29 protein-coding genes and 1 pseudogene are annotated in these 25001 nt (G+C 65.1%); 21 read left to right on the top strand and 9 right to left on the bottom strand.

Translation table 11 applies throughout. The features are described 5' to 3' along the window. Positions 1-67 precede the first annotated feature (67 nt). Positions 68-874, bottom strand: coding sequence for a L,D-transpeptidase (locus ACVCNR_RS15195; RefSeq protein WP_447075373.1), 807 nt, complete (start codon positions 872-874; stop codon positions 68-70). Between the two features lie 308 nt (positions 875-1182). On the opposite strand from ACVCNR_RS15195, the gene ACVCNR_RS15200 reads away from it, so the two are divergent. The 4 genes from ACVCNR_RS15200 to ACVCNR_RS15215 all read left to right on the top strand — a co-directional run bounded on the left by ACVCNR_RS15200 (position 1183) and on the right by ACVCNR_RS15215 (position 4325). Next, entirely contained in the window at positions 1183-2061 is an 879-nt protein-coding gene (locus ACVCNR_RS15200; RefSeq protein ID WP_354192992.1) for a branched-chain amino acid aminotransferase, read from the top strand. A 103-nt stretch (positions 2062-2164) separates the two neighbouring features. Continuing rightward, entirely contained in the window at positions 2165-2767 is a 603-nt protein-coding gene (locus tag ACVCNR_RS15205; protein WP_354192990.1) for a superoxide dismutase, read from the top strand. 154 nt (positions 2768-2921) lie between these two features. Beyond that, complete coding sequence (locus ACVCNR_RS15210) at positions 2922-3359, top strand: c-type cytochrome (protein WP_354192989.1); 438 nt, start codon at positions 2922-2924, stop codon at positions 3357-3359. Between the two features lie 9 nt (positions 3360-3368). Further along, positions 3369-4325: a cytochrome c gene (locus tag ACVCNR_RS15215; protein ID WP_447075374.1), complete on the top strand. Its 957-nt coding sequence runs from the start codon at positions 3369-3371 to the stop codon at positions 4323-4325. A gap of 160 nt (positions 4326-4485) precedes the next feature. Here the strand turns inward: ACVCNR_RS15215 and ACVCNR_RS15220 are convergent, their stop codons facing one another. Further along, positions 4486-6591, bottom strand: a complete 2106-nt coding sequence (locus ACVCNR_RS15220) for a S9 family peptidase (RefSeq protein WP_447075375.1) — start codon at positions 6589-6591, stop codon at positions 4486-4488. A 353-nt stretch (positions 6592-6944) separates the two neighbouring features. On the opposite strand from ACVCNR_RS15220, the gene ACVCNR_RS15225 reads away from it, so the two are divergent. Further along, the gene (locus ACVCNR_RS15225) at positions 6945-7376 is read left to right on the top strand and encodes a Ros/MucR family transcriptional regulator (RefSeq protein ID WP_354192986.1); all 432 of its coding nucleotides are present in this window, start codon (positions 6945-6947) and stop codon (positions 7374-7376) included. 58 nt (positions 7377-7434) lie between these two features. On the opposite strand, the gene ACVCNR_RS15230 is transcribed toward ACVCNR_RS15225, so the two are convergent. After that, complete coding sequence (locus ACVCNR_RS15230) at positions 7435-7734, bottom strand: cytoplasmic protein (RefSeq protein WP_447075376.1); 300 nt, start codon at positions 7732-7734, stop codon at positions 7435-7437. Positions 7735-7939: 205 nt separating this feature from the next. Between ACVCNR_RS15230 and ACVCNR_RS15235 the strand changes: the two genes are divergently transcribed. Continuing rightward, a complete protein-coding gene (locus ACVCNR_RS15235) occupies positions 7940-8359 on the top strand; it encodes a helix-turn-helix domain-containing protein (RefSeq protein ID WP_447075377.1) in 420 nt (139 codons plus the stop codon). Between the two features lie 5 nt (positions 8360-8364). Continuing rightward, positions 8365-9174: a DUF6456 domain-containing protein gene (locus ACVCNR_RS15240; protein WP_447075378.1), complete on the top strand. Its 810-nt coding sequence runs from the start codon at positions 8365-8367 to the stop codon at positions 9172-9174. A 32-nt stretch (positions 9175-9206) separates the two neighbouring features. Here ACVCNR_RS15240 and ACVCNR_RS15245 read toward each other — a convergent pair whose 3' ends face one another. Together ACVCNR_RS15245 and ACVCNR_RS15250 are read right to left on the bottom strand one after the other, a co-directional pair. Then, positions 9207-9632 (bottom strand): SufE family protein, encoded by a 426-nt coding sequence (locus ACVCNR_RS15245; RefSeq protein ID WP_354192980.1) that lies wholly within the window; start codon positions 9630-9632, stop codon positions 9207-9209. A gap of 83 nt (positions 9633-9715) precedes the next feature. Beyond that, a complete protein-coding gene (locus ACVCNR_RS15250) occupies positions 9716-10042 on the bottom strand; it encodes a DUF5330 domain-containing protein (RefSeq protein WP_354192979.1) in 327 nt (108 codons plus the stop codon). Between the two features lie 461 nt (positions 10043-10503). Between ACVCNR_RS15250 and ACVCNR_RS15255 the strand changes: the two genes are divergently transcribed. The 3 genes and pseudogenes from ACVCNR_RS15255 (at position 10504) to ACVCNR_RS15265 (ending at position 13425) form a co-directional block, all read left to right on the top strand. Beyond that, a complete protein-coding gene (locus ACVCNR_RS15255; protein WP_447075379.1) occupies positions 10504-12270 on the top strand; it encodes a sensor histidine kinase in 1767 nt (588 codons plus the stop codon). Further along, positions 12245-13002: pseudogene (locus tag ACVCNR_RS15260) on the top strand (peptidoglycan-binding domain-containing protein). Before ACVCNR_RS15255 ends, ACVCNR_RS15260 begins: the two are co-directional and overlap by 26 nt. 78 nt (positions 13003-13080) lie before the next feature. Then, positions 13081-13425 carry a DUF1491 family protein gene (locus ACVCNR_RS15265; RefSeq protein WP_354192975.1) on the top strand — a complete coding sequence of 115 codons (345 nt, stop codon included), beginning with the start codon at positions 13081-13083 and terminating at the stop codon, positions 13423-13425. Between the two features lie 3 nt (positions 13426-13428). On the opposite strand, the gene ACVCNR_RS15270 is transcribed toward ACVCNR_RS15265, so the two are convergent. Beyond that, positions 13429-14322 carry a hypothetical protein gene (locus ACVCNR_RS15270; RefSeq protein ID WP_354192974.1) on the bottom strand — a complete coding sequence of 298 codons (894 nt, stop codon included), beginning with the start codon at positions 14320-14322 and terminating at the stop codon, positions 13429-13431. 172 nt (positions 14323-14494) lie between these two features. On the opposite strand from ACVCNR_RS15270, the gene ACVCNR_RS15275 reads away from it, so the two are divergent. Further along, positions 14495-14683, top strand: a complete 189-nt coding sequence (locus ACVCNR_RS15275) for a hypothetical protein (RefSeq protein WP_447075380.1) — start codon at positions 14495-14497, stop codon at positions 14681-14683. 6 nt (positions 14684-14689) lie between these two features. On the opposite strand, the gene ACVCNR_RS15280 is transcribed toward ACVCNR_RS15275, so the two are convergent. The 3 genes from ACVCNR_RS15280 to ACVCNR_RS15290 form a co-directional block, all read right to left on the bottom strand. After that, complete coding sequence (locus ACVCNR_RS15280; protein ID WP_447075381.1) at positions 14690-15238, bottom strand: DUF1254 domain-containing protein; 549 nt, start codon at positions 15236-15238, stop codon at positions 14690-14692. Further along, complete coding sequence (locus ACVCNR_RS15285; RefSeq protein WP_447075382.1) at positions 15231-15815, bottom strand: DUF1214 domain-containing protein; 585 nt, start codon at positions 15813-15815, stop codon at positions 15231-15233. Before ACVCNR_RS15285 ends, ACVCNR_RS15280 begins: the two co-directional genes overlap by 8 nt. 70 nt (positions 15816-15885) lie before the next feature. Then, positions 15886-18045, bottom strand: coding sequence for a transglycosylase domain-containing protein (locus tag ACVCNR_RS15290; protein WP_447075383.1), 2160 nt, complete (start codon positions 18043-18045; stop codon positions 15886-15888). 272 nt (positions 18046-18317) lie between these two features. On the opposite strand from ACVCNR_RS15290, the gene ACVCNR_RS15295 reads away from it, so the two are divergent. The 10 genes from ACVCNR_RS15295 to ACVCNR_RS15340 all read left to right on the top strand — a co-directional run bounded on the left by ACVCNR_RS15295 (position 18318) and on the right by ACVCNR_RS15340 (position 24982). After that, a complete protein-coding gene (locus ACVCNR_RS15295; RefSeq protein ID WP_354192970.1) occupies positions 18318-18830 on the top strand; it encodes a hypothetical protein in 513 nt (170 codons plus the stop codon). Further along, positions 18784-20058 carry a DNA-packaging protein gene (locus ACVCNR_RS15300; RefSeq protein ID WP_354192969.1) on the top strand — a complete coding sequence of 425 codons (1275 nt, stop codon included), beginning with the start codon at positions 18784-18786 and terminating at the stop codon, positions 20056-20058. The genes ACVCNR_RS15295 and ACVCNR_RS15300 overlap by 47 nt, the downstream gene beginning before the upstream one ends. Positions 20059-20073: 15 nt before the next feature. Further along, positions 20074-21243, top strand: coding sequence for a phage portal protein (locus tag ACVCNR_RS15305; protein ID WP_447075384.1), 1170 nt, complete (start codon positions 20074-20076; stop codon positions 21241-21243). A gap of 18 nt (positions 21244-21261) precedes the next feature. Further along, on the top strand, positions 21262-21615 hold the full coding sequence (locus tag ACVCNR_RS15310) for a DUF6107 family protein (protein ID WP_354192966.1): 354 nt from the start codon (positions 21262-21264) through the stop codon (positions 21613-21615). Then, positions 21605-22192 (top strand): HK97 family phage prohead protease, encoded by a 588-nt coding sequence (locus tag ACVCNR_RS15315; protein WP_447075385.1) that lies wholly within the window; start codon positions 21605-21607, stop codon positions 22190-22192. Before ACVCNR_RS15310 ends, ACVCNR_RS15315 begins: the two co-directional genes overlap by 11 nt. Continuing rightward, the gene (locus ACVCNR_RS15320; protein ID WP_447075386.1) at positions 22189-23445 is read left to right on the top strand and encodes a phage major capsid protein; all 1257 of its coding nucleotides are present in this window, start codon (positions 22189-22191) and stop codon (positions 23443-23445) included. The genes ACVCNR_RS15315 and ACVCNR_RS15320 overlap by 4 nt, the downstream gene beginning before the upstream one ends. A gap of 85 nt (positions 23446-23530) precedes the next feature. Continuing rightward, on the top strand, positions 23531-24100 hold the full coding sequence (locus tag ACVCNR_RS15325; protein ID WP_447075387.1) for a head-tail connector protein: 570 nt from the start codon (positions 23531-23533) through the stop codon (positions 24098-24100). Beyond that, on the top strand, positions 24101-24436 hold the full coding sequence (locus tag ACVCNR_RS15330; RefSeq protein ID WP_447075388.1) for a phage head closure protein: 336 nt from the start codon (positions 24101-24103) through the stop codon (positions 24434-24436). Then, positions 24433-24594, top strand: coding sequence for a hypothetical protein (locus ACVCNR_RS15335; protein ID WP_354192961.1), 162 nt, complete (start codon positions 24433-24435; stop codon positions 24592-24594). Before ACVCNR_RS15330 ends, ACVCNR_RS15335 begins: the two co-directional genes overlap by 4 nt. Then, the gene (locus tag ACVCNR_RS15340) at positions 24575-24982 is read left to right on the top strand and encodes a DUF3168 domain-containing protein (protein WP_447075389.1); all 408 of its coding nucleotides are present in this window, start codon (positions 24575-24577) and stop codon (positions 24980-24982) included. The genes ACVCNR_RS15335 and ACVCNR_RS15340 overlap by 20 nt, the downstream gene beginning before the upstream one ends. The last annotated feature ends 19 nt before the right edge of the window (positions 24983-25001 follow it).

A 25001-nucleotide genomic window follows, 5' to 3' on the forward strand; every position in this document is an offset into this window, starting at 1 on the left:
GCGGCTAACAAGGAAAAGGCGGCACGCTGGTGCCGCCTTTTTCGTTTCGGGAGCTATCGGCTTCGCGTCAGAGCCACGAACGTCCGACGCGGCCAAGCAGGGTCGAGCCTTCGGGCACGCCCGCATCGACGGGCGTTCCGGTCGGGTCCACATTGGCCACCGGCGCGCCGAGCCCGTTCGTGACGAGGATGGGCGTCTTGCCGGGAACGCGGCTGTAGAGATCGATGATGTCCTGGTTCATCAGGCGCACACAGCCCGACGAGATCGACTTGCCGATCGAATGCCATTCCGGCGAACCGTGGATACGATAGAGCGTATCCTCGTTGTTCTGGAAGATGTAGAGCGCGCGCGCGCCGAGCGGGTTCATCAGGCCGGGCGGCATGCCGCCGTTGCGGATGCTGTATTTCTCGAGTTCCGGCTGGCGGGCGACCATTTCATCCGGCGGCGTCCACTTCGGCCATTCGCGCTTGTACTGGACGACGGCGCGCCCGGCCCATTCGAAACCGGCACGGCCGAGGCCGACGCCGTAGCGGATGGCCTGACCGTCTTCACGCACCAGATAAAGGAAATGCTGGGAGGTATCGACGACGATGGTGCCGGGACGCTCGCCGGTCGGATCGGGCACGATCTGGCGCAGGAACTTGGGATCGATCTTGCGATAGGGGACGGCCGGCACTTCATAACCGCCGTCGAAGACCGGCCCGTACATGATGTCGTAGCTGCCGAGCTCGGGCTGGGCCTGGGGCTCGGGCGGAAGCGTGGGGACCGGCGAGGTGGTGGTGCAGGCCGATACGGTAGCCGCGGCCGCGCCCATTGCCGCGACGTTGAGGAAACGGCGCCTTGTCAGCAGGACGGGAGGTGCATCTGTTGCCATGAGTTGTGGTCTCGATCTTTCCTGTACTGTTCAATCGGCGCCGCTGCTGGCGTCGCCGCTCCCGACCGGGGCGATAGGTAGCGCCGAATCTGGCCGCAGGGAGGACAAATAAAGGCGAACATGTGACTTAGGTTCCACTGTTGCCGAACGGCAACGGGTTGGCCGACGGTATCCGGCGCGGCTGAAAGGAAGGTAAACAGGTTGTGTATTCCGCACTGGCTCAACGAATATGGCGTCCTCGGCATTGACGACAAGGCGGCAGGGGAATTCCTATGGCAGGACAGGCCTGAAACCGGACGGATCGTGAAATGACATTGGCGAAAGCGACACAGACGACGACCTGGAGCTATGTGGATGGCGGCTGGCATGAGGGCAATGTCGGCCTGATCGGCCCGATGAGCCATGCCATGTGGCTGGGCTCGACCGTATTCGACGGCGCGCGCTGGTTCGAGGGCGTGGCTCCCGATCTCGATCTCCATGCCGCGCGGGTGAACGCTTCGGCGATCGCATTGGGGCTGAAGCCGACGGTGAGCCCCGAAGAGATCGTGAACCTGACCCGGGAGGGATTGAAGAAGTTCGACGGCAAGACGGCGGTCTATATCCGCCCCATGTATTGGGCCGAGGACGGCGGCTATATGGGCGTGCCCGCCGATCCGGCGTCGACCCGCTTCTGCCTGTGCCTCTACGAATCGCCGATGCTTGCCCCGGAAGGCTTTTCGATCACCGTCTCGCCGTTCCGGCGTCCGACGCTTGAAACCATGCCGACCAACGCCAAGGCGGGATGCCTCTACCCCAACAATGCCCGCGCCATCCTAGAGGCGAGGATGCGCGGCTTCGACAATGCGCTGGTGCTGGACATGCTGGGCAACGTGGCGGAGACGGGCTCCACCAACATCTTCATGGTGAAGGACGGGCATGTCTTCACCCCGGCCGCCAACGGCACCTTCCTGGCCGGAATCACGCGCGCCCGTACGATCCAGCTGCTGGCGGACTACGGTTTCCGCACCACGGAAAAGACGCTCACGGTGCGCGATTTCCGCGAGGCGGATGAAATTTTTTCCACCGGCAACCATTCCAAGGTCGTGCCCGTTATCCGCTTCGAGGACAGGCATTTGCCGGCCGGCCCTGTGGCCAAGAAGGCCCGGGAGCTCTATTGGGAATGGGCGCATTCGACTTCCTCTGCGTGAGCACATAAAAGGGAGCCGGTGCTTGGCCGCGGGAGTTGTTCCCGAGGGATACAGACCTATGTTAGTCCGGCAACCCCGCCGGATTTTTTGAGGAGTAAGACCAATGGCTTTCGAACTTCCCGCTCTCCCCTACGACTACGAGGCGCTTCAGCCTTACATGTCCAAGGAGACGCTTGAGTACCACCACGACAAGCACCACAAGGCCTATGTCGACAACGGCAACAAGCTGGCGGCAGAGGCCGGAATGAGCGATCTGTCGGTCGAGGAAGTGGTCAAGCAGTCGTTCGGCAAGAACCAGGGTCTCTTCAACAACGCCGCCCAGCACTACAACCACATCCATTTCTGGAAGTGGATGAAGAAGGACGGCGGCGGCAACAAGCTGCCGGGCGCCCTGCAGAAGGCGGTGGACAGCGACCTCGGCGGCTACGACAAGTTCAAGGCCGATTTCATCAACGCCGGCACCACGCAGTTCGGCTCGGGCTGGGCCTGGCTTTCGGTCAAGGACGGCAAGCTGGAGATTTCCAAGACGCCGAACGGCGAGAACCCGCTGGTCCATGGCGCTTCGCCGATCCTCGGCGTCGACGTGTGGGAGCACTCCTACTACATCGACTACCGCAATGCGCGTCCGAAGTATCTGGAAGCCTTCGTGGACAGCCTGATCAACTGGGACTACGTGCTGGAAATGTACGAAAAGGCCGGGGCCTGATCTTCCCGGAGCAAAGCCCCGGCAGGTTCCGGGGCTTTGTTTTTTCCGGCCTCACGCAAGCGTGAGGGGAAATCCGCGGCATTTTGGGCCAGCTTAGCACCGATCTCCGATTCCCCGGAGCAGCCACGTTTCTTCACCAGATACGGAGCCAAGAATGAGAAAGCTTGTACTCGCCATCTCCATCCTCGCCCTTGCCGGCGCCTCGGCCTTTGCCGATCCGCTCGCCGACAGGCAGGCCCTGATGAAAGAGCGCGGGAAGCTGACAGGCGAACTCGCGAAAGTGGTGAAGGGCGAGCAGCCTTTCGATGCCGCGGCGGTGCTCAAGACGTTGCAGGGCATGCAGGCCAATGCCGGTCGCTTCGACGCCGACGTACTGTTCCCCGAGGGCTCCAACACCGGGGACACCGAGGCTTCTCCGAAGGTCTGGGAGGACAAGCCCGGCTTCGAGGCAGCGGAAGGAAAGTTCGAGGCCGCCGTGAACGCAGCGGTGACGGACGCGCCTGCCGACCTCGATGCGCTCAAGGCCAAGTTCGGCGCGATCGGATCGAGCTGCGGCGCCTGTCACGAGACCTTCCGCATCAAAAAGGGCTGATCACGGCCCATGTCCACGCTTGGAAAGATCGCAGCCGCCCTTGTGATACTGGGCGGCGCAGGCGGGCTGGCAGGGTGGCTGCTTTCGGCACCGGAGCGGCCCGATCCGCAGATCATGGCGGCCACGGCGCCTGGCGACGTGGACAATGGCCGGCGGATGTTTCACGCCGGCGGTTGCGCTTCCTGCCATGCGGTAAAGGGCGCCGAGGGCGACGCCCGCTTCGAGCTTGCCGGCGGGGTGGAACTCAAGACGCCGTTCGGCACCTTCGTCGCCCCCAACATTTCACAAGATGTCCAGGACGGTATCGGTAACTGGACGCAGGACGATTTCGCCGCCGCCATGCTGAAGGGCGTGTCCCCCGGCGGCCGGCATTATTATCCTGCATTTCCCTACGCCTCCTATGCCCGCATGAAGCCGCAGGACATCGCCGATCTCTTCGCCTTCATGAAGACCCTGCCGGCTGTGGCCGGACAGGCGAAGGCTCACGACCTCGCCTTCCCGTTCAATATCCGCCGCGGCATCGGCCTGTGGAAGCTGCTCTATCTCAGCGATGAGCCGGTGGTGGCGCTTGCGGACGACGCGCCGGAACAGGTGCGGGCGGGGCAGTATCTGGTCGAAGGTCCGGGCCATTGCGGCGAATGCCACACGCCGCGCGATTTCGCCGGCGGCAGCAGAAAGGGCCAATGGCTGGCCGGCGCGGTGGCCGCGGAAGGCGAGGGCATCGTACCCAATATCACCTCGGGCGAGGGCGGTATCGGCGACTGGTCCGCCTCCGACATCGCCGGCTATCTGGAAACCGGCTTCACGCCCGACTTCGATTCGGTCGGCGGCTCGATGGTCGAGGTGCAGAAGAACATGGCCCAGTTGGCGCCGGAAGACCGGGCGGCGATCGCGGCCTATCTCAAGGCGATCCCGGCGCATCCGAACGGCTATCCGGCGCGCCGGCCTGAACCGGCCGCGCAGTAAGGGTCGGTCTGCTTACCGTACCTGAAATGCTACCGCCAACCATGCCGTCACGTTTCAAAGTTCCGGCATGGATTCCCGACACTCTCCATTCGCTTCGCTCCCTTGGCCGGGATGACGGAGGGATGAGCCTCATCCCTCATGAAACTCGGGCGCGTGAAGCTCAGACGGCGGCCTTGCCGGTGACCTTCAAAGCGAAGGCATAGGTGTAGGCGATCTCCTCCAGTCGCGAGAAGCGGCCGGAAGCGCCGGCATGGCCGGAGTCCATATTGATCTTGAACAGGACCGGATTGTCGCCGCTCTTGCGCTCGCGCAGGCGCGCGACCCATTTCGCGGGCTCCCAATAGGTGACGCGCGGATCGGTGAGACCGGCCAGCGCCAGCACCGGCGGATAATCGAGCGCGCCCACATTGTCATAGGGCGAATAGGCGGCGATGGTCCGGTAGTCCTCTTCCGAGGCTATGGGGTTGCCCCATTCCGGCCATTCGGGCGGGGTGAGCGGCAGCGAGGCATCGAGCATCGTGTTCAGCACGTCGACGAAGGGAACCTCGGCGATGATGGCGCCGAAGGCAGCGGGGGCCATGTTGGCGACGGCGCCCATGAGCATGCCGCCGGCCGAACCGCCCTGTGCGACAATGCGGTCGGGTGACGTATAGCGTTCGGCGACGAGGTGCTTCGCCACGGCGATGAAATCCTTGAAGGTGTTCTGCTTGTGCGCCTTCTTGCCGTCGTCGTACCAGCCATAGCCCTTGTCCTTGCCGCCACGAACATGGGCGATGGCGTAGACGAAGCCGCGATCCACCAGCGACAAGCAATTGGTGTTGAAAGAGGCCGGTATGGTGATGCCGTAGGAACCATACCCGTAGAGCAGGCAAGGCGCCGACCCGTCGAGCGGTGTGTCGCGATGATAGAGCAGGGAGACCGGCACGGTCTCGCCGTCCTCGGCCGGGGCCATCAGGCGGCGGGTGACGTAGGCGGCCGGATCGTGGCCGGAAGGCACCTCCTGCGTCTTGAGCAAAGTGCGCTCGCGCGTGCGCATGTCGTAGTCGAACACCTGCGCCGGCGTCGTCATGGACGAATAGGAGAAGCGCAGCACATCGGTGTCGTATTCGTAGGAACCGGCCATGCCGAGCGAATATGCTTCCTCGTCGAAGGCGATGGCATGTTCCTCGCCGGTGGCGCGCTCGCGCACCACGATGCGCGGCAGGCCCTCGAACCGTTCGAGGCGCACGAGATAGTCCTTGAAGCCCATGATCGACAGGATGAGCCGGCCGGGCTGGTGCGCGACCAGTTCTTTCCAGTTGGCGCGGACCGGATCGGCCGCCGGCGCGGTCATGATCTTGAAATCCTTGGCGCCGCCTTCATTGGTGAGGATGAAGAAAATGTCGCCGCCTTCCTCCAGGTCATATTGCAGGCCGGTTTCGCGGGCGGCGACCAGCCTCGGGGTGCCGAGCGGATTGGCGGCGCTGACGATCCGGTATTCGGAAGTCTCGTGATCGCTTATGCTGATCATGATCCAGTCGTTGCGGCGGGTGCCGCCGACATTCATGAAGAAGCCGGGGTCGGTCTCCTCGTAGATCAACCTGTCATTGGCGGTATCGTCGCCGAGCTTGTGGAACAACACCTTGGAAGGCCGGTGATTGTCGTCCAGCAAGGTGTAGAAGAAGCCTTCGTTGTCGGCTGCCCATGTGCCGCCGCCCCCCGTGCTTTCGATGACGTCCGCCAGCTCCGTGCCGGTGGTGAGGTCGCGCACGCGCAGGGTGTAGAATTCCGACCCCTTGTCGTCGCTGGCCCACAGAAGGCGCTTGTGGTCGGCCGAATGATCGAGGCCGCCGAGCTGGAAATAGGCCTTGCCCTCTGCTTCCCGGTCGCCGTCGAGAAGGATTTCCTCCTCGCCGCCGCCGGCAGGCTTGCGGAAATAGCGCGGATGCTGGCCGCCGAGCCGGTAGGACGAGCCGTAGGCATAGGGACCGTCCTTCATCGGCACCGAGGAATCGTCTTCCTTGATGCGGCCCTTCATTTCGGCGAACAGCGCTTTCCGGAGATCGGCGGTGTCGGCCATCAGCTTGGCCTGATAGGCATTTTCAGCTTCCAGATGGGCACGGATGGCCGGATCGAGCTTCGATGGATCGCGAAACACCTCCTGCCAATTTTCGGCCCTCATCCACGCATATTCGTCGGTGCGGGTGACACCGTGCCTGGTATCGGACAGGGGATGCTGCCGGGCGTGGGGCGGTTGCGCCGGTTCGAAGGGCGTCTTCAATGTCATCTTGCGATATCCGTCTCTTTTACAGGTGAATGACCACGTCAGGCACTCAGGTTCAAGTCCCGCCGGCCGCTGCGGCCGAAGATAATAATAATTCTACCGCTTTAAGGCAGATGAGCCGCCAGCTCGGTGACTTGGAGCTTGTCGTTGTGTATTGATAATTGAATTCCTCGACTGAAAAAATCATCCATGACTATCGAAACAGCCGAAAGAGGTGATTGACTTGACAGTCATCTGGGATCATGAAGTTCGCCTACGGGCGAATCGCAGTCGACGCCCATGACATCAGAATCCGCAGATGCCCATGAAGTGCTCATTGGCATCGTTATCTCGTTTCTCGTTGGGATTTCACCATAATGGACACTGCCGAAACATCTCCGAAAAGCAGCGACACGCTGATTGAACTTACAGCTGATGTCGTGGCGGCTTATGTGAGCAACAATCCGGTGCCGGCTTCCGAACTGCCGAACCTGATTGCAGACATCCATGCCGCGCTCGGCCGCGTCGGCGGCAGCGTTGCACCCGAGCCGCAGCCGGTGGACAAGCAGAAGCCTGCCGTGAACCCGAAAAGGTCCGTGCACGACGAATACATCGTCTGCCTGGAGGACGGCAAGAAGTTCAAGTCGCTCAAGCGCCATCTCATGACGCACTATGGGCTGACGCCGGAACAGTACCGCGAAAAGTGGGGCCTGGACGCGAACTACCCGATGGTCGCGCCGAGCTATGCCGCGGCCCGTTCCCAACTGGCCAAGAAGATGGGCCTGGGCCGCAAGCGCAAGGGTCGCTGAGCCCGCCTTTCAGGTTCGAAAATCAAAAAAACGGCGCCTTTGGGCGCCGTTTCCTTTTTCAGGCCGGTCCTGGACAAAGGCTGCTTGCGGGCCCCCGCAACCGGTCGCGGGCCTGCTTCAGGGCGATATGGCGGTTGAGATCGTAGCTCCAGTGCCGCCGCAGACCCTTCAGGCGCTCGCGCTCCAGAAGGCGTTCGATACGCTCGACCAGTTTCAGCCGTGCCTCGCCCCCGGCGTGGAGTGCGTCTTCCAGATCGAAACCGCAGAGCAGGCGCACGGCCACCAACTGGCCGGCCTCCATGGCCTGCTCGTGCTTGTGTCTGGCAAAATTCCGGGCGTCCCTTTGCAGTGATCGCATGCGCCGTCTCCTTCTATGAGGCACCCACTATCGGCCGTGGCGGAGAGGCGGGGAGTAAAACGGCCGGGCCGCTCTTTTTCCAATGGTGAATGTCGTGAAATATCAACCATTTGGGAAATGTTGACAGGCGCGAGTGTTCGTTGTTTGTTCACAAGGCCGAGAAGACCTCTTATAAGGAATGTATTCCTATTCTGGAGGAAATTTCGTGCACGCCCATATGAAGCCACTTCTCGACGACCCTCCTCAATTCAGCGAGGAGGCAGAGGCAGACGACCCTTCCTCGCACGTCCTCCCCAAACGCAGGGACGAGATCGCGCTGGAGGTGTGCGAATGCCTGATCGACATGGCGTCCGCTCTGTTTTCGGTGTCGTCGAAGGAATTGCGCCGGCCCGGCCGCACATCGCAGCCGGTGGCGCGTGTGCGGCAGATCGCCATGTATGTCGCCAATGTGGAACTGCGGCTGACCATGAGCGATATCGGGCGCGGCTTCGGGCGTGACCGCACCACGGTGGTGCATGCGTGCCAGATCATCGAGGACCTGCGCGACAATCCCGAATTCGACAGCGTGGTGCACATGTTCGAGCAGATCGCCGCAGCCGCCTTCCGCAACCGCCTGGGGATATGAGCAAGATGCAGCATGCATACCGGGAATTGCCCCTGCGCGTCCTGAAGTTCCTGGCCAGGGGGCCGGGACGGACGTCCACGGCCGCCCATGGCGACAAGATGCTGATAGAGGCCGGGGACCGAGGCACGGTTTCCGTTCAGCGCGACGTGTTCGGATGGCTGGTGTCGGAGGGGATCGTGAGCGTTTCCGGGGAAAGCATATGCCTTTCCCGGCAAGGCGGGGAATTGATGCGGGATATGGAGGCTTCGTCCGTGCCCGGCGGGCCGGGGCAGAACATCGGCGCAATTTGTATCGATACGGGCGATGGCGCGCGGCCCGTGCTTGCCAATCTTTCGGAATCGCCGTTTGCGCAACTGGCGCGACTGCGCACCAGAACGGGAGCCGCCTTCCTTGCCGCTCGCGAATTCGAGGCGGGCGAACGGCTTCGCGCCGACTATACGCGCGGGCAACTCATGCCGCGTCTCGGCGCGAACTGGATCGCCAGCGTGGCTTCCGGAAAGCGCGCGGGCGGCGGCGGGGTGGCGGAACTGACCGATGCAGCGCTTGCCGCGCGCATGCGGGTGGAGAAGGCGATCGCGGCCGTGGGACCGGAACTTTCCGGCGTCCTCATCGATGTGTGCTGCTTCCTGAAGGGGATGGAAACCGTGGAGGTCGAGCGCGCCTGGCCGGTGCGCTCCGGCAAGGTGGTGCTCAAGACCGCGCTTGCCGCCCTTGCCCGGCACTATTGGCCGAATGCCTCATCGGCGGAAGCAAGGCCGGCCCGCATGTTGCACTGGGGTACGCAGGATTATCGCCCGCGCATGCATGGACCTTAAGAGGAGAATTGGCGGGAACGTGCCGGGCCGTTTCAGGCGGCCTGGCTGGCGCCTTCCGCATCGGTGCGGATGCGCTTGACCATGGAGCGCAATCCGTTCGAGCGCTGCGGGGTCAGGTGCTCGTCCAGCCCCAGCTTGCGCAGCGTGCCTTCGGCGTCGATTTCCAGGATCTCGCTGGCTTTGCGCCCGGAATAGAGCGCAAGCAGGATGGCCACCAGACCGCGTACGATATGCGCGTCCGAATCCCCCTTGAAGGTGATGACCGGATCGGAACCCTCGCCATAGCTGGTGGTGAGCCAGACCTGGCTGACGCAGCCGGGCACCTTGTTGGTCTGCGTGCGTGCGTCGTCGGGGAATTCGGGCAGCGCCTCGCCGAGTTCGATGACATAGCGGTAGCGCTCCTCCCACTCATCGAGCAGGGAAAAGTCTTCGAGTATGCTTTGGATCGTCGTCGCCATGACGTTCGATATAGTGTCCGGGCGGCGCGGCGTCACGGAAAAAAGCGTCGGAGCGGCTTCCGAGGGCCGTGGTGGCCCGGACGTCAGTCCTGCTCGGGAATGCTGCCGGTGGTGACGGGCTCTTCCGGCTGGACCGGAGATTTGGCCGGCGCGTCCTCGATGACGGTCACGGCGATCCGCGCGGCGTATTTGGCGCGCTCGGTCACGGTGTGCAGGGCCGAGGCACCGGTTTCGCAGACCTCGGGCTGGCGTTCGCACATGCCGGCAATGTCCCCCACGGCATCGCGCGCGGCCAGCAGCGCCTGGATGGGGTTGACGCTCTCGCGACCGTTCTCGTCCGGCCCCACGTCGAAGGGCAGGGCCAGCAGCACCAGCGAGAACCAGAATGCAAACCTGATCAGGAAACCCATGTCCGTCTTCTTTCTTGAGGTCCCTTCCTCGATTGGCCCTATCCTAGCCGGGTCGAGCCAAGGACCGATTGCAACCAAGGCAGGAATTTTATTAAAATTTGAGATAGTTCCCGCGCCGGCTGTATTCGGACGTCGGACCTGAACGGGACCTGAAACGTTCCACCCCCATCGGGCTCCTTGCCCTATCCGGTTGATTCGGCGTCGAAACATCTCGTTCCTGTCTGCGACATGCGCCCGGAATGCAGGGGCAGGGCCGGCTAACCCCGCATTTACCATGGCGGGAATTGGAGCCTGTCCGGGGCGGTTTCAGAAAAAAAATGCCGTCGAACTGGGCCGGCCGCGCCGGGCTTTATCCATTCCTTAAAGGCTGGATGCGACTTTCGGGGCCAACCACAAACGATCTGCCAAGCAGGTCCGCACGAGGCGTTGAGTTGAGTTCGATTGCGGCAAGATACGTTGGATTGCCTGGCGCGATTGCGACAGGCTGCGAGCGTCTCGTGCATGGCCGCGTGAGCGACGGCCGGACGCGTAGCCGCCATGCCCGATTCATCGGCGTCATGCTTGCCGCACCGTTCCTTGCGGCCGGCAGCGCGGTGACGCTGGTGACCGCCAATCTCGGCGCCTCGGCGACGCTGGCGGCGATACTGGCGATCTTCGGCCTGTGCTGGCTGGCAGCGCTTTGGGTGTCCGCCACCGGCCGGGCAACGGAGGCCGGCGCCGCAGTGCTTGCGGCCACGGCGCTGGCGCTGGGGACGCTGATCGGATTTGCCGGCGGGCTCGCGTCGCCCGTTGCGCTGCTGCTGGCGGCACTTCCCGTCGAGGCCTGCTGGGTGAGCCGGTCGCGGCGCTGGGCGCTGGCAGGTGGGGCGGCGGCGCTGGGCTGCGCGGCGATGCAGTTCCTTCCCGGCGAGATGGCCCTGCCTGTTTTCACCCAGCCGGCGGCTTGGCACTGGCTCTTGCCGCTCGCCTGGGCCGCGACGCTGGTTCCGCGGCTGGCCGGCCTGCACGAAACAGGCGACGGCCGGGCCGATGCGACCCCTGACCTCGATGTCGAGGGGCTGGCCGGCGTCGTCCTGCTGCGCCTCAACCGGCAGGGCGAGGTGCTTGATGCCGGCGCGCGCACGCAAGCCGTGCTCGGCCTGGCCCCCGATCTCCTGCTCGGCAATGCCCTGTTCGATCGCATTCACATCGCCGACCGCATCGCCTATCTGAACGCGCTGGCCGACATGCGCGACGGCGCGGTGGCGGCGCGCGTGGAACTCCGCATCCGCTTGCCGAAGGCGGCCGAGGCATCGTCCGGCAACTATCGCTCGTTCCTGCTCGAAATGGCCAAGGGCGACGGCGATGGGACTGCCTTCCTGGCTTTGCTGCGCGACAATTCCGAGATGGCCGAACTGCGACGGGCGCTTGCGCGCGCCGAGGAGGTGGCCGCCGGCGCGGACGTGACCAAGAGCCGGTTCCTCGCCGCCGTCAGCCATGAACTGCGCACGCCGCTCAATGCCATCATCGGCTTTTCCGACATGCTGCTGCACGAGATGTTCGGCCCGTTCGGCGATCCCCGGCAGAAGGAATATGTCGCCCTGGTGCGCGATTCCGGGCAGCACCTGCTGGAAGTGGTGACCTCCATCCTCGATGTTTCGCGCATCGAGGCCGGCGCCTACCGCACGCATCCGGAGCCGTTCCGCTTCGTGGAAGCCGCCGAAATGTGCCGCTCCATGATGCAGTTGCAGGCCGATACCAAGAAGGTCCGGCTGGACCTGCGCGTGGCCGCGGACGCTGGCGAGGTGAATGCCGACCGCCGCGCCATCCAGCAGATCCTCATCAACCTGGCCTCCAACGCGATCAAGTTCACGCCGGAAGGCGGCGAGGTCGCAATCGGCGCGCGGCGTGTCGGCTCGCGGCTGCATTTCTGGGTCGCCGACACCGGCATCGGCATCGCCGAGGAGGACCTCGCGCTGATCGGCCAGCCCTTCGTGCAGGTGCAGAACGACTATACGCGCGGCTTCGAGGGGGCCGGGCTCGGGCTATCGCTGGTCAAGGGGCTGGTGAGCCTGCATGAGGGCACCTTGTCCATCGACAGCATGCCGGGCGAGGGAACCACGGTTTCGGTGAGCATTCCGGTCGATGGACCGAAGGGAGAGGGAGAGAGGTTGATCAAGCTGGCGGACGCGACGCCGGCAGCAAGGAAGAACGGGGATTGGAATGGCTCGCTCCGCAAAACGGGCTAAGGGGAAGAAGACGAAGGGCACCCGTCCCGGCGTGGTGCAGCGTGGAGCGGTCGCCGTCGGCGACATGGTCTCGCGCAATCCGGTGCTGGTCGGCGGCTCGACCGCCTTCCTGGTGACGTTGTTCTACGTTTCGGCAAATGCGCTGTGGTACCAGCCATTCCCGCATTCCAGCGCTTTCTTCGCGACCAGAAACTTGCAGAATTTCCCCGTGTCCGAACCGGTCGAGCCGGAGACGACGATCAATATCGTGCGCCCGGATCCGGCAGCGCGCCCGGAGCCGCCGCGGGGGATCCGGTCGTGCGGCAAGTGCAGTCCATCCTGCGCGATCTCGGTTTCTACAGTGCCGAGCCCGACGGCCTGACCGGCCCGAACACGCGCGATGCGGTTGCCGCCTACCAGCGCAAGGTGGGATTGGCCCCGACCGGGTCGATCGACGATGCGCTGCTCGGCCAGTTGGGTGCCGCGCCGGCGGCGGTGGTGCCGACGCCCGCCAGCCGCAACGACATGACCGGCTCGGTGACCCCGGCCGGCATGGACGACAACGCCCGCATCGTGAAGGTGCAGGCGGGCCTGCGGGCTTTCGGAAACCCGGACATCCAGCTTGACGGTATTGTGGGCGCGCGCACCAAGGCCGCGATCAGCGAATTCCAGTCGATCTTCGGCCTGCCGGTGACCGGCGAGGCGGATGCCGACGTTTATGCCAAGATGCGCGAGGTCGGCCTCACCGATTGAGGCCGCGCCGGCTCGCCAAGGCCCGGCCCTGCTGCTATGCAGCGGGCATGATCGACACAACGACACGCTCGAACTGACATGCGGGTGACGACCGACCTGTGGGCGGCTGCCCTGCTGCGCCGCGTGTTCAATTCCGGCGGTTTCGCCGCGGTGCTCCAGCGGGGCGCCGGCGAGGCGGGTGCGGCCTTCATTCTCGTCAGGGACAGGTTCGGCGAGGTGAGGCTGCTCGGCCCGGCTCCCCAGACCAGCTACGATTCGGCGCGGCCGGACGAACGCCTGTTCGTGCGTGTCGGGAACGGCGAAACGGCCGAGCAACTGGATGCGCGGATCGAGCGGGAGAAGCGATTCGACCCCGATATCTGGGTGGTGGAGATCGAGGCCGGATCGCTGCCGGTCGAGGAACTTGTTTCGATCAGGGAGTGAATCTCATCCGGCTTTCTGGGCGGGTGAACTTTCATGGGGCCCGGTGTTGCCAGGTTCCGCCCATGTCGCGACCTTGGCGACGGCGGCTTTCGGCTGGAGGCCGCGATAGCGTTCGAGGAACAGGCGCACGCTGCCGACATCCGGAAACGAGCCGGGGCAGGCCGCGCTGACGATGAGGAAGGCTTCCGGTTCCTTCAGGCTCAGCGCGCGCAGCGCGATAAGCAGCGAAAAATAATCCGAGGGAGAAACGATCCGTCGCGCCTTGTCGAATTCGATGTCGAGGGCATCGGCAAGAGCCGTCTGGAAGAAGGCGGCGTTGGTGTCGAGCGCGGCTTCAAGCAGCCTGTTGAAGGTTTGCGGCGTGGCCGGCGCCACCGAGAACGCCGATTGGCGGTTGTCGACCATCATCGACCGCAGTTGCTCGCGCGTCCGGTCGGCAGCCTGGCCGGGCTCGGGCGCGGCATCGTCCCTTGGGGGTGGTGCAGGACGATCCAGCGCCCGCACAAGGCTTGCGATGGTGGGGTGGAGATCCTTCCGCCGTGCGATGGCGCGGGCATGCGGCAGCCCGTGCCTGCCGATGAGCGCGATGATCTGGACATCGCCCAGCGCGCGCGAGCGGATCAGCAGGGGAGCGGAAATCTCCACCGGCATGTCGGCAAGGCGCTTCACGAGGCCGGGCGGGGCGCTTTCGCACTCCGAAAGCGCGGCGGCGGCGAAGCGCAGGGTTTCGGGCGAGACCTCGTCGAACAGGGGCAGGGTGAGATCGTCGAGCTGGGCGATCTCCCGACGTGAGGGACGGGTCAGCGCGCAGAAAGCGGATACGGCGGCACGGAACAGCCGCTCGGCCTTGCCGGCTTCGGTCCTGATCGCGATTTGCCGGAAATCCGAGGATGACACGAAGATACGCCTTGAACGACTCGCGATGAACCGGCGGGCCAACGACGGCCGACCGGCGGAACTCGTCTCAAATTAGCCGCGATCCGTTAGCGCTCCGTTAACCCTCCCGGTGGCCTTATTCACAAAGGAGGCGTTGCGTTGTGCTCCGGTTCAACCGAGAGGAATGCGCGAAATGGGTATAGTCCTGTCTTTCACGCCGCAGAGCGCGGCCATGAAGAAACCTTCCAGAGCCTATGGAACCATGGGGTCCGTGGTCATCTTCCCCGGTGTCCGCTACGAACGCGCGGAGGCCGGCGCGGCTGCACCGCAGGGCAAAACACCTTTGTTGCCCGTGGAATTACCACCGGTGCCGAAGCACTGAAGGCGGCTACAGTTCCTTCAGCTCGCAGGAGCTTTGCTGGAGGAAACGGGAGACGGCGGGGCGCCAGCTTTCGTCGGGGACGAAGGCGCGCACCACGACGATGCCTTCCGCGATCGGGGTTTCCACGAAGATGGAACCGTCGAGATCAGCCGGCAACTGCCGCCGCACCTCCAGCATCTGGGCCGGGGTGAGCGCGACCATGTCGAGCGTGGCGTTGGTCGCGCTGTGATCGTTGAAACTGTAGATGTTGTGGCCGTTGCGGTCGTAGACAGAGACCGACCAGAACGGAGCCTTGCCCGGCGTCCGGACCTGGATCATGCCGTCGGTCAGATCGAAGCGGCAGGCGGCGGCGAGGAAAAGCGGATCGACCGACTTCACCACCGGCTGGCCTCCGGTCTCGGCTTCGAGCGGGGTCATGCGATAGAGGTCGGACGCCATGGCAAGACGCGACCATGCGTCCCGCTCCGACAGCTCCGGTACCATCATGAGCACCAGGATATGGACAATACCGGCGCCGACGAGTCCGACCAGGACGGCATAGAGCAGCTTACGCATTGCAACCGCTCCTGACGATGCGCGGCAGGTCGATGCCCGACAGGCCGGTGCTGCTGGCAATGGGGGTGTCGTAGAAGGTGAGTACGAAATACATGGCCCCCTTGCCCTCGGTCAGCAGCCAGTTGCCGGGGGCAGGGCGGGCGGAGGCGGTCAGGCGGACGGAGTTATCCTGTTCCCGCAACACCTGGTAGGATTGCAGGGCTGCCGGGCGGGTCTTTCCAGTGTGCAGGACATCGAGCGACTGGTTGGCCGCGTAAAGCGTCCAGAAACGGGCAATCGGGAGATGGCCTTCGATCCGGTAGGTGCATTCGCGCAGCAACGGCTGGCCGCTGGAATCGTGGCGGGCGACAAAGGCGAGCCCTTCGGCGCGGCCGAGCGCCAGCACACCCTCGCGCGAGACGCGTGCGCTGGTGTAGGAATCTGCCGCCGGCGTGCCGATGTCGGGAAAGGCGGTCCAGGCGCCGATGGTGATGGCACCGGCCCCTTTCTGGACATGCAGGGCATACCAGACGCTGGCCGCACCGCCGCCGATGGCGATGATGAGCGCGATCAGCGCCAGCATGGCTCTTTTCAGCATCAAGGGCCCCGATGAATCGTCGAAGGGGAGTTACCGCGCCGGGCGCGCTTCTGGCAAGCGGCGGGGAAGGTCACAGCGCCGAAACCGTCTCCGGCTCGGCTTCCGGCCGCAGGGCCGGCGCGGACAGGAATTGCCGGTTCATCAGGCGTAGGAGCTGCGTGGTGCGGCTGGACAGGACCGGCGGGCGCTCGGCGGCTTCCCGGTCGGCCTCGGCCTGCGCGGCCGCCTTGGCGGCTTCCTCGGCCTTGGCCGCGGTGGCGGTGTCGACGAAGGGCTGGGCGATGCCGGGAATGGGCTTGAGGTCGATGTTCTGGTGCGCATAGGCCATCAGGCGCTGCCAGACCATGGCCGGCAGCGAGCCGCCGGTCATGTTGCGGGTCGGGCTGTAGTCGTCATTGCCGATCCAGACGGCGGCCGTGTAGTTGCCGGTGAAGCCGACATACCAGGCGTCGCGGTAGGACTGGCTGGTGCCGGTCTTGCCGCCCGAGACGATGCCGGGCAGGGCGGCGCGGCGGGCGGTGCCGATGACCGGCACCTGAACCAGCATGGTGTTCATGTACGATACGGCCTGTTCGGACAGGACGCGATGCGGCGGCGGCGCATCCTTGGCGAAATCGTAGATGACCTCGCCGGTATGGGTGACGAGCTGGGTGACGCCGTGGCGCGTGCCGACCATGCCGTCCTGCGGGAAGACGCTGTAGCCGGTCGCCTGGTCCATGACGGTCATTCCCGACGTGCCGAGCACCATGGTCTTGTGCGATTCCAGCGTCGATTCGACGCCCATGGCCTCGGCCAGTTCCTTGATCGGCTTGATGCCGAGATTGTCTTTGGCGAGCCGCACCGGGACGGTGTTGATCGACTTCACCAATGCCGTGGTCAGCGTCATGCGGCCGGCGGAGGCGCCGTTGTAGTTGCCGGGATGCCAGCCGCCCCAGCTTATCGGCGCACCGGAGACGATGGTGTCCGGCGTGAAGCCGTGTTCCACCGCCGTCGCGTAGACATAGACCTTGAAGGACGACCCCGGCTGGCGCAGCGCCTTGGTGGCGCGGTTGAACTGGCTGGCGCCGTAGTCGCGCCCGCCGACGATGGCGCGCACCGCGCCATTGGTTTCGATGACGACGATGGCGCCCTGCGAGGCGTGATACTCCTTGCCGTATTGGCGCAGGTGGAATTCCAGCGATTCTTCCGCCGCCTGCTGGAGGTTGGGATCGAAGGCGGTGTGGGCGACCAGCGAATGCTGGCGCGAGCGCGCGGCAATCTTGCGGACCTCTTCGAAGGCCCAGTCGAGATAGTAATCGGGACTCTTTCGGTCGCCGCGATCGACGACATCGGCCGGATGCATGCGCGCCTGGAGGACCTGTCCCTCGGTCATGAAGTTGCTGTCGACGAGATTCGACAGCACGACATTGGCGCGGGCGCGCGCCGCTGGCAGGTTGACATGCGGGGCGTATTTGCTGGGCGCCTTGAACAGGCCGGCGATCATGGCCGCCTCGGCCAGCGTCAGGTCGCGCACGCTCTTGCCGAAATAGAAGTCGGCCGCCGCCTCGATGCCGAAAGTGCCGCCGCCCATATAGGAGCGGTCGAGATAGAGTTGGAGGATCTCCTTCTTGGAGAGGTTGGCTTCCAGCCACAGGGCGAGGAAGGCCTCCTTGATCTTGCGCTCCAGCGTGCGCTCGTTGGACAGGAACAGGTTCTTGGCCAATTGCTGGGTGATGCTGGAGCCGCCCTGCACGACCGAATTGGCGCGGACGTTCTCGGTCATGGCACGGATGAGGCCGAGCACGTCGATGCCGTAGTGCTCGAAGAAGCGCCGATCCTCGGTCGCCAGCACCGCCTTGATGACATGATCGGGCATCTGGTCGACCGGCACCGAATCGCGCTGGATCAGGCCGCGCTGGCCGATCTCGTTGCCGTAGCGGTCGAGGAAGGTGACGGCGAAATCGTCCTGGGCGCGCCAGTCGCCGCCGGTCTCCTGGAAGGCCGGCATGGCCAGCGCCAGCATGACAACCGCGCCGCCTGTGCCGAGCGTGAAGCCCTCGCTGAGGATCTCGATGATGCCGCGGCGCCAGCCCTTCACGCGGAAGCGGCGGAAGAAGACGGTCGCGGCCTCCCAGAATTCACGGGCCTTGAAGCCGACCTCATAGAGCGTGGAATCGAGCCAGGCATCGATCGCCAGCAGGAAGGCGGCGATCCGTCCGCGTTTCTTCTTCGGCTCCAAGGGACTGACCATCTACATGCTGCCCGGCTGCACAAAGGTGATCGGACGACAACCCGCTCGAAACCACCCCGCTCATTTCTTTTTCCTCCAAACCGGCAAGCCCAGCAAGAGGAGATCGTTCAATCGCAGCGTGTAACGGTTCCATAGGCGAAAATTCCTAGGAATTTATTCTTGACACCGTAACGCTGCTCTGATAGTGTTCAGTTATCGTCAAGAAAGTGTGACTGGCGCAGGCGGTTCGGGCCATACGAACCGGCCAGTCGGCGGGCGATCGGATTTCCATCATGTCGAATGGGGTGAGGACCATGCCGGAGCTGACGGCAGGGCGGCGGGCTCGTTTGCATGCGCTGCGGGCCTTGGCCGAGGGCGGACATGCGACGATCGAGCGCCTGGCCCTGGCCAGCGGCCGATCTGCCGGAACATTGCGGCGGCTCGCGCACACGGAAGGCTGGAAGCTGACCGAGGCCGGCCCGCAGGATGTTTCGGCCCGCATCCGCAAGGCGGCCGGCATGGTCCTCGGCAAGGTGGAGGAACTGGGCCGCGCGGCCGAGGACGGCGGCGGCATCGACAAGGGCGCCATCGACGGCTTGATCGCCATGATCCGCGGCCTGGAGAAGATCGGCGAAATCATGCGGCCGGAAGAAGCCGCCAGGGAAAACCAGATCAGGGACAATGAGGACCTTGCCGACACGCTGCGACGAATTGAGGAACGCATCGTCGAGCTTGCGGGCGAACTCGCAACTCGAATGGTTGAGGAGAAATCTGCAGCCGCAGGAGGCGTGGAAGGCGGCGCATGAATGGCTGATCTGCGGGCGTGCCAGCCAGCTCCAGCTTGGGCACGACCCGGCCGGCTGGCTGGTGATGGGCGGGCGCGGTTCGGGCAAGACCCGGCTGGGTGCGGAATGGGTGATCGCGCTGGCGCGCGGGTTGCCCCCTTTCGCGCGGCCCGGCAACCGGCACGGGCTGATCGCGCTGGTGGGCGAGACGCTGGGCGATGTGCGCGAAGTGATGATCGACGGCGCTTCCGGCATTGCCAGCGTGGCGCGCGACGACCGGCCGCGCTACGAGGCGTCGCGGCGCCGGCTTTTGTGGCCGAGCGGGGCGGTGGCGCAGGCGTTCTCTTCCGAAGACCCGGAAAGCTTGCGCGGGCCGCAATTCGCGGCTGCCTGGTGCGATGAACTGGCCAAGTGGAAGAATGCCGAGGCGACCTACGACATGCTGCAGTTCGGCCTCAGGCTGGGCGAAAGGCCACGCCAGCTCATCACCACCACCCCACGCTCGACGCCGCTGATGAAGCGGCTGCTGGCCGATCCTTCCATGATGCTGACGAGGCTCGGCACCCATGAGAACCGCGCCAATCTGGCGCCCGGGTTCATCGAGGCGATCGAGCGGCGCTATGCGGGCACGCGGCTGGGGCGGCAGGAGCTTGGCGGTGAACTGATCGAGGACCGCGAGGACGCGTTGTGGTCGCGCGCCATGCTGGAGCAGGCGGCGATGACTGCGGCGAGCACAGAATTGCAGCGGATCGTGGTGGCGGTCGACCCACCGGCAAGCTCGCGCCGCACCTCAGATGCCTGCGGCGTCGTCGCGGCGGGGCTGGATGCGCAGGGTTTTGCGGTTGTTCTGGCCGACGAGACGGTGCGGGCGGCCAAGCCCCGGCAATGGGCAGCGAAGGCCATTGCCCTGTTTCACCGGCTTGAGGCGGATTGCATCGTGGTGGAAGTGAACCAGGGCGGCGAGATGGCGACGGCGGTGCTGCATACCGTGGACCCCGCCGTGCCGGTAAAGCCGGTGCGGGCGAGCCGTGGAAAATGGCTGCGGGCCGAGCCGGTGGCGGCACTCTACCAGCAGGGCAGGGTGCGCCATGCCGGCCGCTTTCCCGAGCTGGAAGACGAAATGTGCGATTTCGGCCCGGACGGTTTGCCCGGTGGCCGCTCGCCCGACCGCATGGATGCGCTGGTCTGGGCGATCACAGAACTGTTGTCCGGCCGGGGTCCGGCCCCGCGCATCCGCGATTTTCTTTAACCGACAGGATCAGCAATGGCTTGGAAATGGCCCTGGCCCCGAAGCGCGGGGAATGGCGGCGCGCGCCTTGAACGCAAGGAAGCCGGACCATCCGGCTTCATCGCCTTTCATGCGCAGGGCGAGGCGAACTGGACGCGGCGCGATTATGCGACGCTGGCTCGCGAGGGCTTCATGCGCAACCCGATCGTGCACCGCGCGGTGCGGCTGATCGCCGAATCGGCGGCCAGCATCCCCTGGCTGCTTTATGCCGGGGCCAGGGAGATCGAGGCGCATCCGCTGCTGGATCTTCTGGAGCGGCCGAACCAGCGGCAGGCCGGCGCGACCTTTCTGGAAGCGCTCTATGGGCATCTGCTGCTTGCCGGCAACGCCTATGTCGAGCTGGTGGAAGCAGGCGCGGACGCGCGCGAACTGCATCTCCTGCGTCCCGACCGGGTGACCGTGGCGACGGATGCCGCCGGCTGGCCTGTGGCGCTGGATCATCGCGAGGGTGCTGCAAAGCGGCGGGTTGCGCTCGATGCCGGCGGCGCGGTGCATCTGACGCTGTTCCATCCGCTGGAGGACCACTACGGCTTCCCGCCGCTGGAGGCGGCGCTGATGGCGCTCGATACGCACAATGCGGCCGGACGCTGGAACAAGGCGCTGCTGGACAATTCCGCCCGGCCTTCGGGTGCGCTGGTCTATGCGCCGAAGGAAGGCGGCAACCTGACCGATGAGCAGTTCGACCGGCTGAAGGCCGAACTGGAGCAGGGCTATGCGGGCGCCAACCGTGCCGGCCGGCCGCTGCTGCTGGAAGGCGGGCTCGACTGGAAGGCGATGGGGCTGACGCCGCGCGACATGGACTTCGTCGAGGCCAAGCATTCGGCCAGTCGCGACATCGCGCTGGCCTTCGGCGTGCCGCCCATGCTGCTCGGCATTCCGGGCGACAACACCTATGCGAATTATCAGGAAGCGAACCGGGCCTTCTACCGGTTGACCGTGCTGCCGCTGGTGGCGCGCACCGCCAAGGACCTCTCGGCGTGGATAGCACCGGTCTTCGGAGACGGCCTGAGGCTCTGGTACGACGCCGACCGGGTCGACGGGCTGACCAGCGACCGCGATGCGCTGTGGGCACGCCTGGAGGCCGCTTCCTTCCTGACGGACGATGAAAAACGCGAGGCAGTCGGCTACCAGCCGCGCCGCGGATGACGAGGAAGGAGACCTGTCATGACCGACATGTCGCAGGGAAGCTGGCTGTGGGCGGCAAAGGGGGCCGGCGCAATCGCCGGTTCGGCCGCATCGCTGGTCTACATATTGCCGCAGGGGCGGCGGGAAGCGGCATCGCGCTTCATCGTCGGCGTGATGTGCGGCCTGGTGTTCGGCGGCACCGCCGGCCTGAAGGTCGTGACCGACCTCGGCATCGAGGAGCGGATCGGTTCCTCCGAAATGATGCTGATGGGATCGGCGCTGACGAGCCTGTGCGCCTGGTGGGCGCTGGGTTTCGTGCTCAAGCTTCTGGGCCAGTATCGCCCCGGCCGGTCGGCCCGCAGGCAAACGGGAGGCGACGACGATGAAAACTGACGCGTCTGCCCTGCGCTATGAGCGCAAATTCGTTGAGCTTACCGTCGACGAGGTCGAGCCGGACGGCAGCTTTTCCGGCTATGCCAGCCTGTTCGGCGTGGTCGACCTCGGCAAGGACGTGGTGGAGCCCGGCGCTTTCGCCAAGTCGCTGCGCCGCCGGAAGGTTTCCGGCATCCGCATGCTCTACCAGCATGACGCGGCGCAGCCGATCGGGGTGTGGACCGAAATCCGGGAGGACCGGCGCGGCCTGTTCGTGCGGGGCCGGCTCACGCCTGGCGTGCAGCGCGCCGATGAGGTGCTGGCGCTGCTGCGCAGCGGCGCGCTGGACGGCCTCTCCATAGGCTTCAAGGCCGTGCGCACGAGGCGCGACGCGGCCAGCGGCACCCGCCGCATACTGGAGGCCGACCTGTGGGAAATCTCGGTGGTGACCTTTCCCATGCAGCCGGCCGCCCGTGTCGAAACCGTGAAGGCGAAGCGCCGCAAGCCGCACGCTGCCGACGAGGGCGGCGTGCGCCACCTCACCAAGGCGATCCGCCACGCCATAAGCATCATCAACCCGAAAGGACGTTCTCTATGAATGCATCGCAACCTGCCCAGCCGCTCGAAACCAAGTCGTTGAGCGGCGACTATCTGGACCTGAAGGACGCCTTCGGCGAGTTCATGTCCACCTTCGAGGCCTTCAAGGAAAGCAATGACGAGAAGCTGGCCGAGATGGAACGCCGCTTCGGTGCCGATGTGGTGACCACCGAGAAGGTGGAGCGCATTTCCCAGACGCTGGACGAACAGAAGCGGGCCATCGACCGGTTGTCCCTGAAGCGAGCACGGCCGGTGCTGGACCGCGAACATGCGCCGCTGGCTTCGGAGCACAGCCAAGCCTTCGATGCCTATATGCGCAGCGGCGACGATCGCCATCTGCGCGCGCTCGACACCAAGGCCATGTCCTACGGCTCGGGCCAGGACGGCGGCTATCTGGTGCCGGCGGAGACGGAGGCCGCAATCGGCAAGCGGCTTGCCGCGATTTCGCCGATCCGGGCCATCGCCTCGGTGCGGCAGGTGTCGTCCGCCGTGCTGAAGAAGCCGTTCGCGGTCAACGGCCCGGCAGTCGGCTGGGTGGCGGAAACGGCGGCGCGCCCGCAGACCAACACGGCGACGCTGGCGGAATTGCAGTTCCCGACCATGGAGCTTTACGCCATGCCGGCCGCGACCGCGACGCTGCTGGAGGACGCGATCGTCGATCTCGACCAATGGATCTCGGCTGAGGTCGAGGCCGCCTTCGCCGAGCAGGAAGGGGCGGCGTTCGTATCCGGCGACGGCACGAACAAGCCGAAGGGCTTTCTCGAGTACACCAAGGTTGCCGAGACCTCCTGGGCGTGGGGCTCCATCGGTTACACGTTGACCGGCGTGGACGGCGCTTTCGCGGCCGATGACGAATCCGACATCCTGATCGACACCGTCTATGCGCTGAAGGCGGGTTATCGCCAGAATGCGCACTGGGTGATGAACCGCAAGACGCAGGCGGCGATCCGCAAGCTGAAGGACGGCGACGGCAACTATATCTGGCAGCCGCCGGCCGGCCCCGGCCAGAACGCCATGCTGATGGGCTTCCCGCTGGTCGAGGCCGAGGACATGCCGGACATCGGCCCCGACACCACGCCGATCGCGTTCGGCGATTTCGGACGCGGCTATCTGGTGGTCGATCGCGCCGGCGTGCGCGTGCTGCGCGATCCCTATTCCGCCAAGCCCTATGTGCTGTTCTACACGACCAAGCGCGTCGGCGGCGGGGTGCAGGATTTTGACGCCATCAAGCTGATCAAGTTCGGCACGGCTTAAGCCACACCCGCGCGACGTAACTGCCGACGCGGCCCCGGTTTCCTCTGCCGGGGCCGCTTTTTTGTCCCCATCACAAGGCGATTGCATGACGCTGATCAGAACCGTGGAGCCTTCCGCCGAGCCGGTGACGCCGGCCGAGGCGAAGGCCCATCTTCGCATCGACCATTCCAGCGAGGATGACCTGCTGGCGGGACTCATCCGGGCCGCGCGCGAGGAGGTCGAGCGGGCGACCGGCCTTGCGCTGATCGACCAGAGCTGGAGGTTGGCGCTGGACACATGGCCGTGCAGCGGCGCGGTGTCGATTCCGCTGCATCCCGTGCGCGAAATCCTCTCGGTGACGGCCTATGGACCGGATGGCGAAACTTCGCTGATCGATCCGGCCACCTATCAGGCCGATACCGCGTCGCGGCCGGCACGCATGATGTTTGCGCGGCCCCCTGCGGCGCTGCGGGCCATGAACGGCATCGAGATCGATTTCACCGCCGGCTTCGGCGAGGCGGGAACCGACGTGCCCGACCTCCTGCGCCGGGCGATGCTGCTTCTCGTGGCGCATTGGTACGAATTCCGCACCGCCTTTGGTCCAAAGGACCAGCCGGTCGGCTATCCGGCCGGTTATGACCGGCTGATCGCGCCGTTCCGGACGCGGAGGCTCTAGATGCTGGCTTCGTTCCTCAACCCCGGCGCGCTGCGCACCCAGCTGGCGCTCGAAAAGGCCGAGGCGCTGGCCGACGGTATGGGTGGATTTTCCGACCAGTGGAGCGAGGTCGCGACGGTTTTCGCTCATGTCGAGCCCCTGGCGGCGCAAAGCCGTTTCGGGGCCGACAAGACGCTGGAAACGGTGACGCATCGCATCATCCTGCGCAAGCGCGCCGGCATCGAGGGCGGCATGCGGTTCAAGCGTGGCGGCCGGATCTTCGAAATCGTGACGGTGCACGACCCGGACGAGACCGGCCGCTACCTGGTCTGCCGGGTGAAGGAGGGCGGAACATGAATATGGGCATTGCGTTGACGCTCGATGGGCTGGTGCGCGCCTTGCGCTGGAAGGCGCATGAACTGGCCGAACGGATCGAACTTCGCCGGCCGGCATCGCCGCGCAATCCCGGCCGGCAGGAGACGGAGGAGGCGCGCGATGACCGCGGCTTGCGCTGACCTGCAAAGGACCATGTTCGAGGCGCTGACGGGCGATGCGGCGCTTGTCGCCCTGCTGGGCGGCGCCAGCATATTCGACAGGGCGCCCACGGATGCCACATTTCCCTACGTGACCTTCGGCCGGACGAGCGTCTTCGACTGGAGCACATCGACCGAACGCGGTCTCGAACATCTTGTCACGCTGCATGTCTGGTCGAAGGCGAAGGGCAAGAAGGAGGCCTTCGCCATCCTCGATGCCGTGCGCGGCGCCTTGCAGGGGCCGCTGGTTCTGGACAGCCAGCATCTGGTCAACTTCCGCTTCGAACTCGCGGAAGTGACGTTCGACGACGACATTGCCGTCCATCACGGCCTGCTGCGATTGCGCGCCGTGACCGAGGACGCCGGCTGATGCTTCCATTCCATTGCAA

The sequence above is a fragment of the Aquamicrobium terrae genome (genome assembly GCF_052978165.1).

What these genes read in the sequence shown, in the direction of transcription:
- ACVCNR_RS15230 (WP_447075376.1), bottom strand. Translation starts at nt 7,734, where the DNA reads ATGCGATCACTGCAAAGGGACGCCCGGAATTTTGCCAGACACAAGCAC.
- ACVCNR_RS15330 (WP_447075388.1), top strand. Translation starts at nt 24,101, where the DNA reads ATGCTGGCTTCGTTCCTCAACCCCGGCGCGCTGCGCACCCAGCTGGCG.
- ACVCNR_RS15220 (WP_447075375.1), bottom strand. Translation starts at nt 6,591, where the DNA reads ATGACATTGAAGACGCCCTTCGAACCGGCGCAACCGCCCCACGCCCGG.
- ACVCNR_RS15210 (WP_354192989.1), top strand. Translation starts at nt 2,922, where the DNA reads ATGAGAAAGCTTGTACTCGCCATCTCCATCCTCGCCCTTGCCGGCGCC.
- ACVCNR_RS15295 (WP_354192970.1), top strand. Translation starts at nt 18,318, where the DNA reads ATGTCGAATGGGGTGAGGACCATGCCGGAGCTGACGGCAGGGCGGCGG.
- ACVCNR_RS15240 (WP_447075378.1), top strand. Translation starts at nt 8,365, where the DNA reads ATGCAGCATGCATACCGGGAATTGCCCCTGCGCGTCCTGAAGTTCCTG.
- ACVCNR_RS15290 (WP_447075383.1), bottom strand. Translation starts at nt 18,045, where the DNA reads ATGGTCAGTCCCTTGGAGCCGAAGAAGAAACGCGGACGGATCGCCGCC.
- ACVCNR_RS15315 (WP_447075385.1), top strand. Translation starts at nt 21,605, where the DNA reads ATGAAAACTGACGCGTCTGCCCTGCGCTATGAGCGCAAATTCGTTGAG.
- ACVCNR_RS15250 (WP_354192979.1), bottom strand. Translation starts at nt 10,042, where the DNA reads ATGGGTTTCCTGATCAGGTTTGCATTCTGGTTCTCGCTGGTGCTGCTG.
- ACVCNR_RS15320 (WP_447075386.1), top strand. Translation starts at nt 22,189, where the DNA reads ATGAATGCATCGCAACCTGCCCAGCCGCTCGAAACCAAGTCGTTGAGC.
- ACVCNR_RS15280 (WP_447075381.1), bottom strand. Translation starts at nt 15,238, where the DNA reads ATGCGTAAGCTGCTCTATGCCGTCCTGGTCGGACTCGTCGGCGCCGGT.
- ACVCNR_RS15285 (WP_447075382.1), bottom strand. Translation starts at nt 15,815, where the DNA reads ATGCTGAAAAGAGCCATGCTGGCGCTGATCGCGCTCATCATCGCCATC.
- ACVCNR_RS15265 (WP_354192975.1), top strand. Translation starts at nt 13,081, where the DNA reads ATGCGGGTGACGACCGACCTGTGGGCGGCTGCCCTGCTGCGCCGCGTG.
- ACVCNR_RS15275 (WP_447075380.1), top strand. Translation starts at nt 14,495, where the DNA reads ATGGGTATAGTCCTGTCTTTCACGCCGCAGAGCGCGGCCATGAAGAAA.
- ACVCNR_RS15325 (WP_447075387.1), top strand. Translation starts at nt 23,531, where the DNA reads ATGACGCTGATCAGAACCGTGGAGCCTTCCGCCGAGCCGGTGACGCCG.
- ACVCNR_RS15195 (WP_447075373.1), bottom strand. Translation starts at nt 874, where the DNA reads ATGGCAACAGATGCACCTCCCGTCCTGCTGACAAGGCGCCGTTTCCTC.
- ACVCNR_RS15245 (WP_354192980.1), bottom strand. Translation starts at nt 9,632, where the DNA reads ATGGCGACGACGATCCAAAGCATACTCGAAGACTTTTCCCTGCTCGAT.
- ACVCNR_RS15200 (WP_354192992.1), top strand. Translation starts at nt 1,183, where the DNA reads ATGACATTGGCGAAAGCGACACAGACGACGACCTGGAGCTATGTGGAT.
- ACVCNR_RS15340 (WP_447075389.1), top strand. Translation starts at nt 24,575, where the DNA reads ATGACCGCGGCTTGCGCTGACCTGCAAAGGACCATGTTCGAGGCGCTG.
- ACVCNR_RS15335 (WP_354192961.1), top strand. Translation starts at nt 24,433, where the DNA reads ATGAATATGGGCATTGCGTTGACGCTCGATGGGCTGGTGCGCGCCTTG.
- ACVCNR_RS15215 (WP_447075374.1), top strand. Translation starts at nt 3,369, where the DNA reads ATGTCCACGCTTGGAAAGATCGCAGCCGCCCTTGTGATACTGGGCGGC.
- ACVCNR_RS15310 (WP_354192966.1), top strand. Translation starts at nt 21,262, where the DNA reads ATGACCGACATGTCGCAGGGAAGCTGGCTGTGGGCGGCAAAGGGGGCC.
- ACVCNR_RS15205 (WP_354192990.1), top strand. Translation starts at nt 2,165, where the DNA reads ATGGCTTTCGAACTTCCCGCTCTCCCCTACGACTACGAGGCGCTTCAG.
- ACVCNR_RS15225 (WP_354192986.1), top strand. Translation starts at nt 6,945, where the DNA reads ATGGACACTGCCGAAACATCTCCGAAAAGCAGCGACACGCTGATTGAA.
- ACVCNR_RS15305 (WP_447075384.1), top strand. Translation starts at nt 20,074, where the DNA reads ATGGCTTGGAAATGGCCCTGGCCCCGAAGCGCGGGGAATGGCGGCGCG.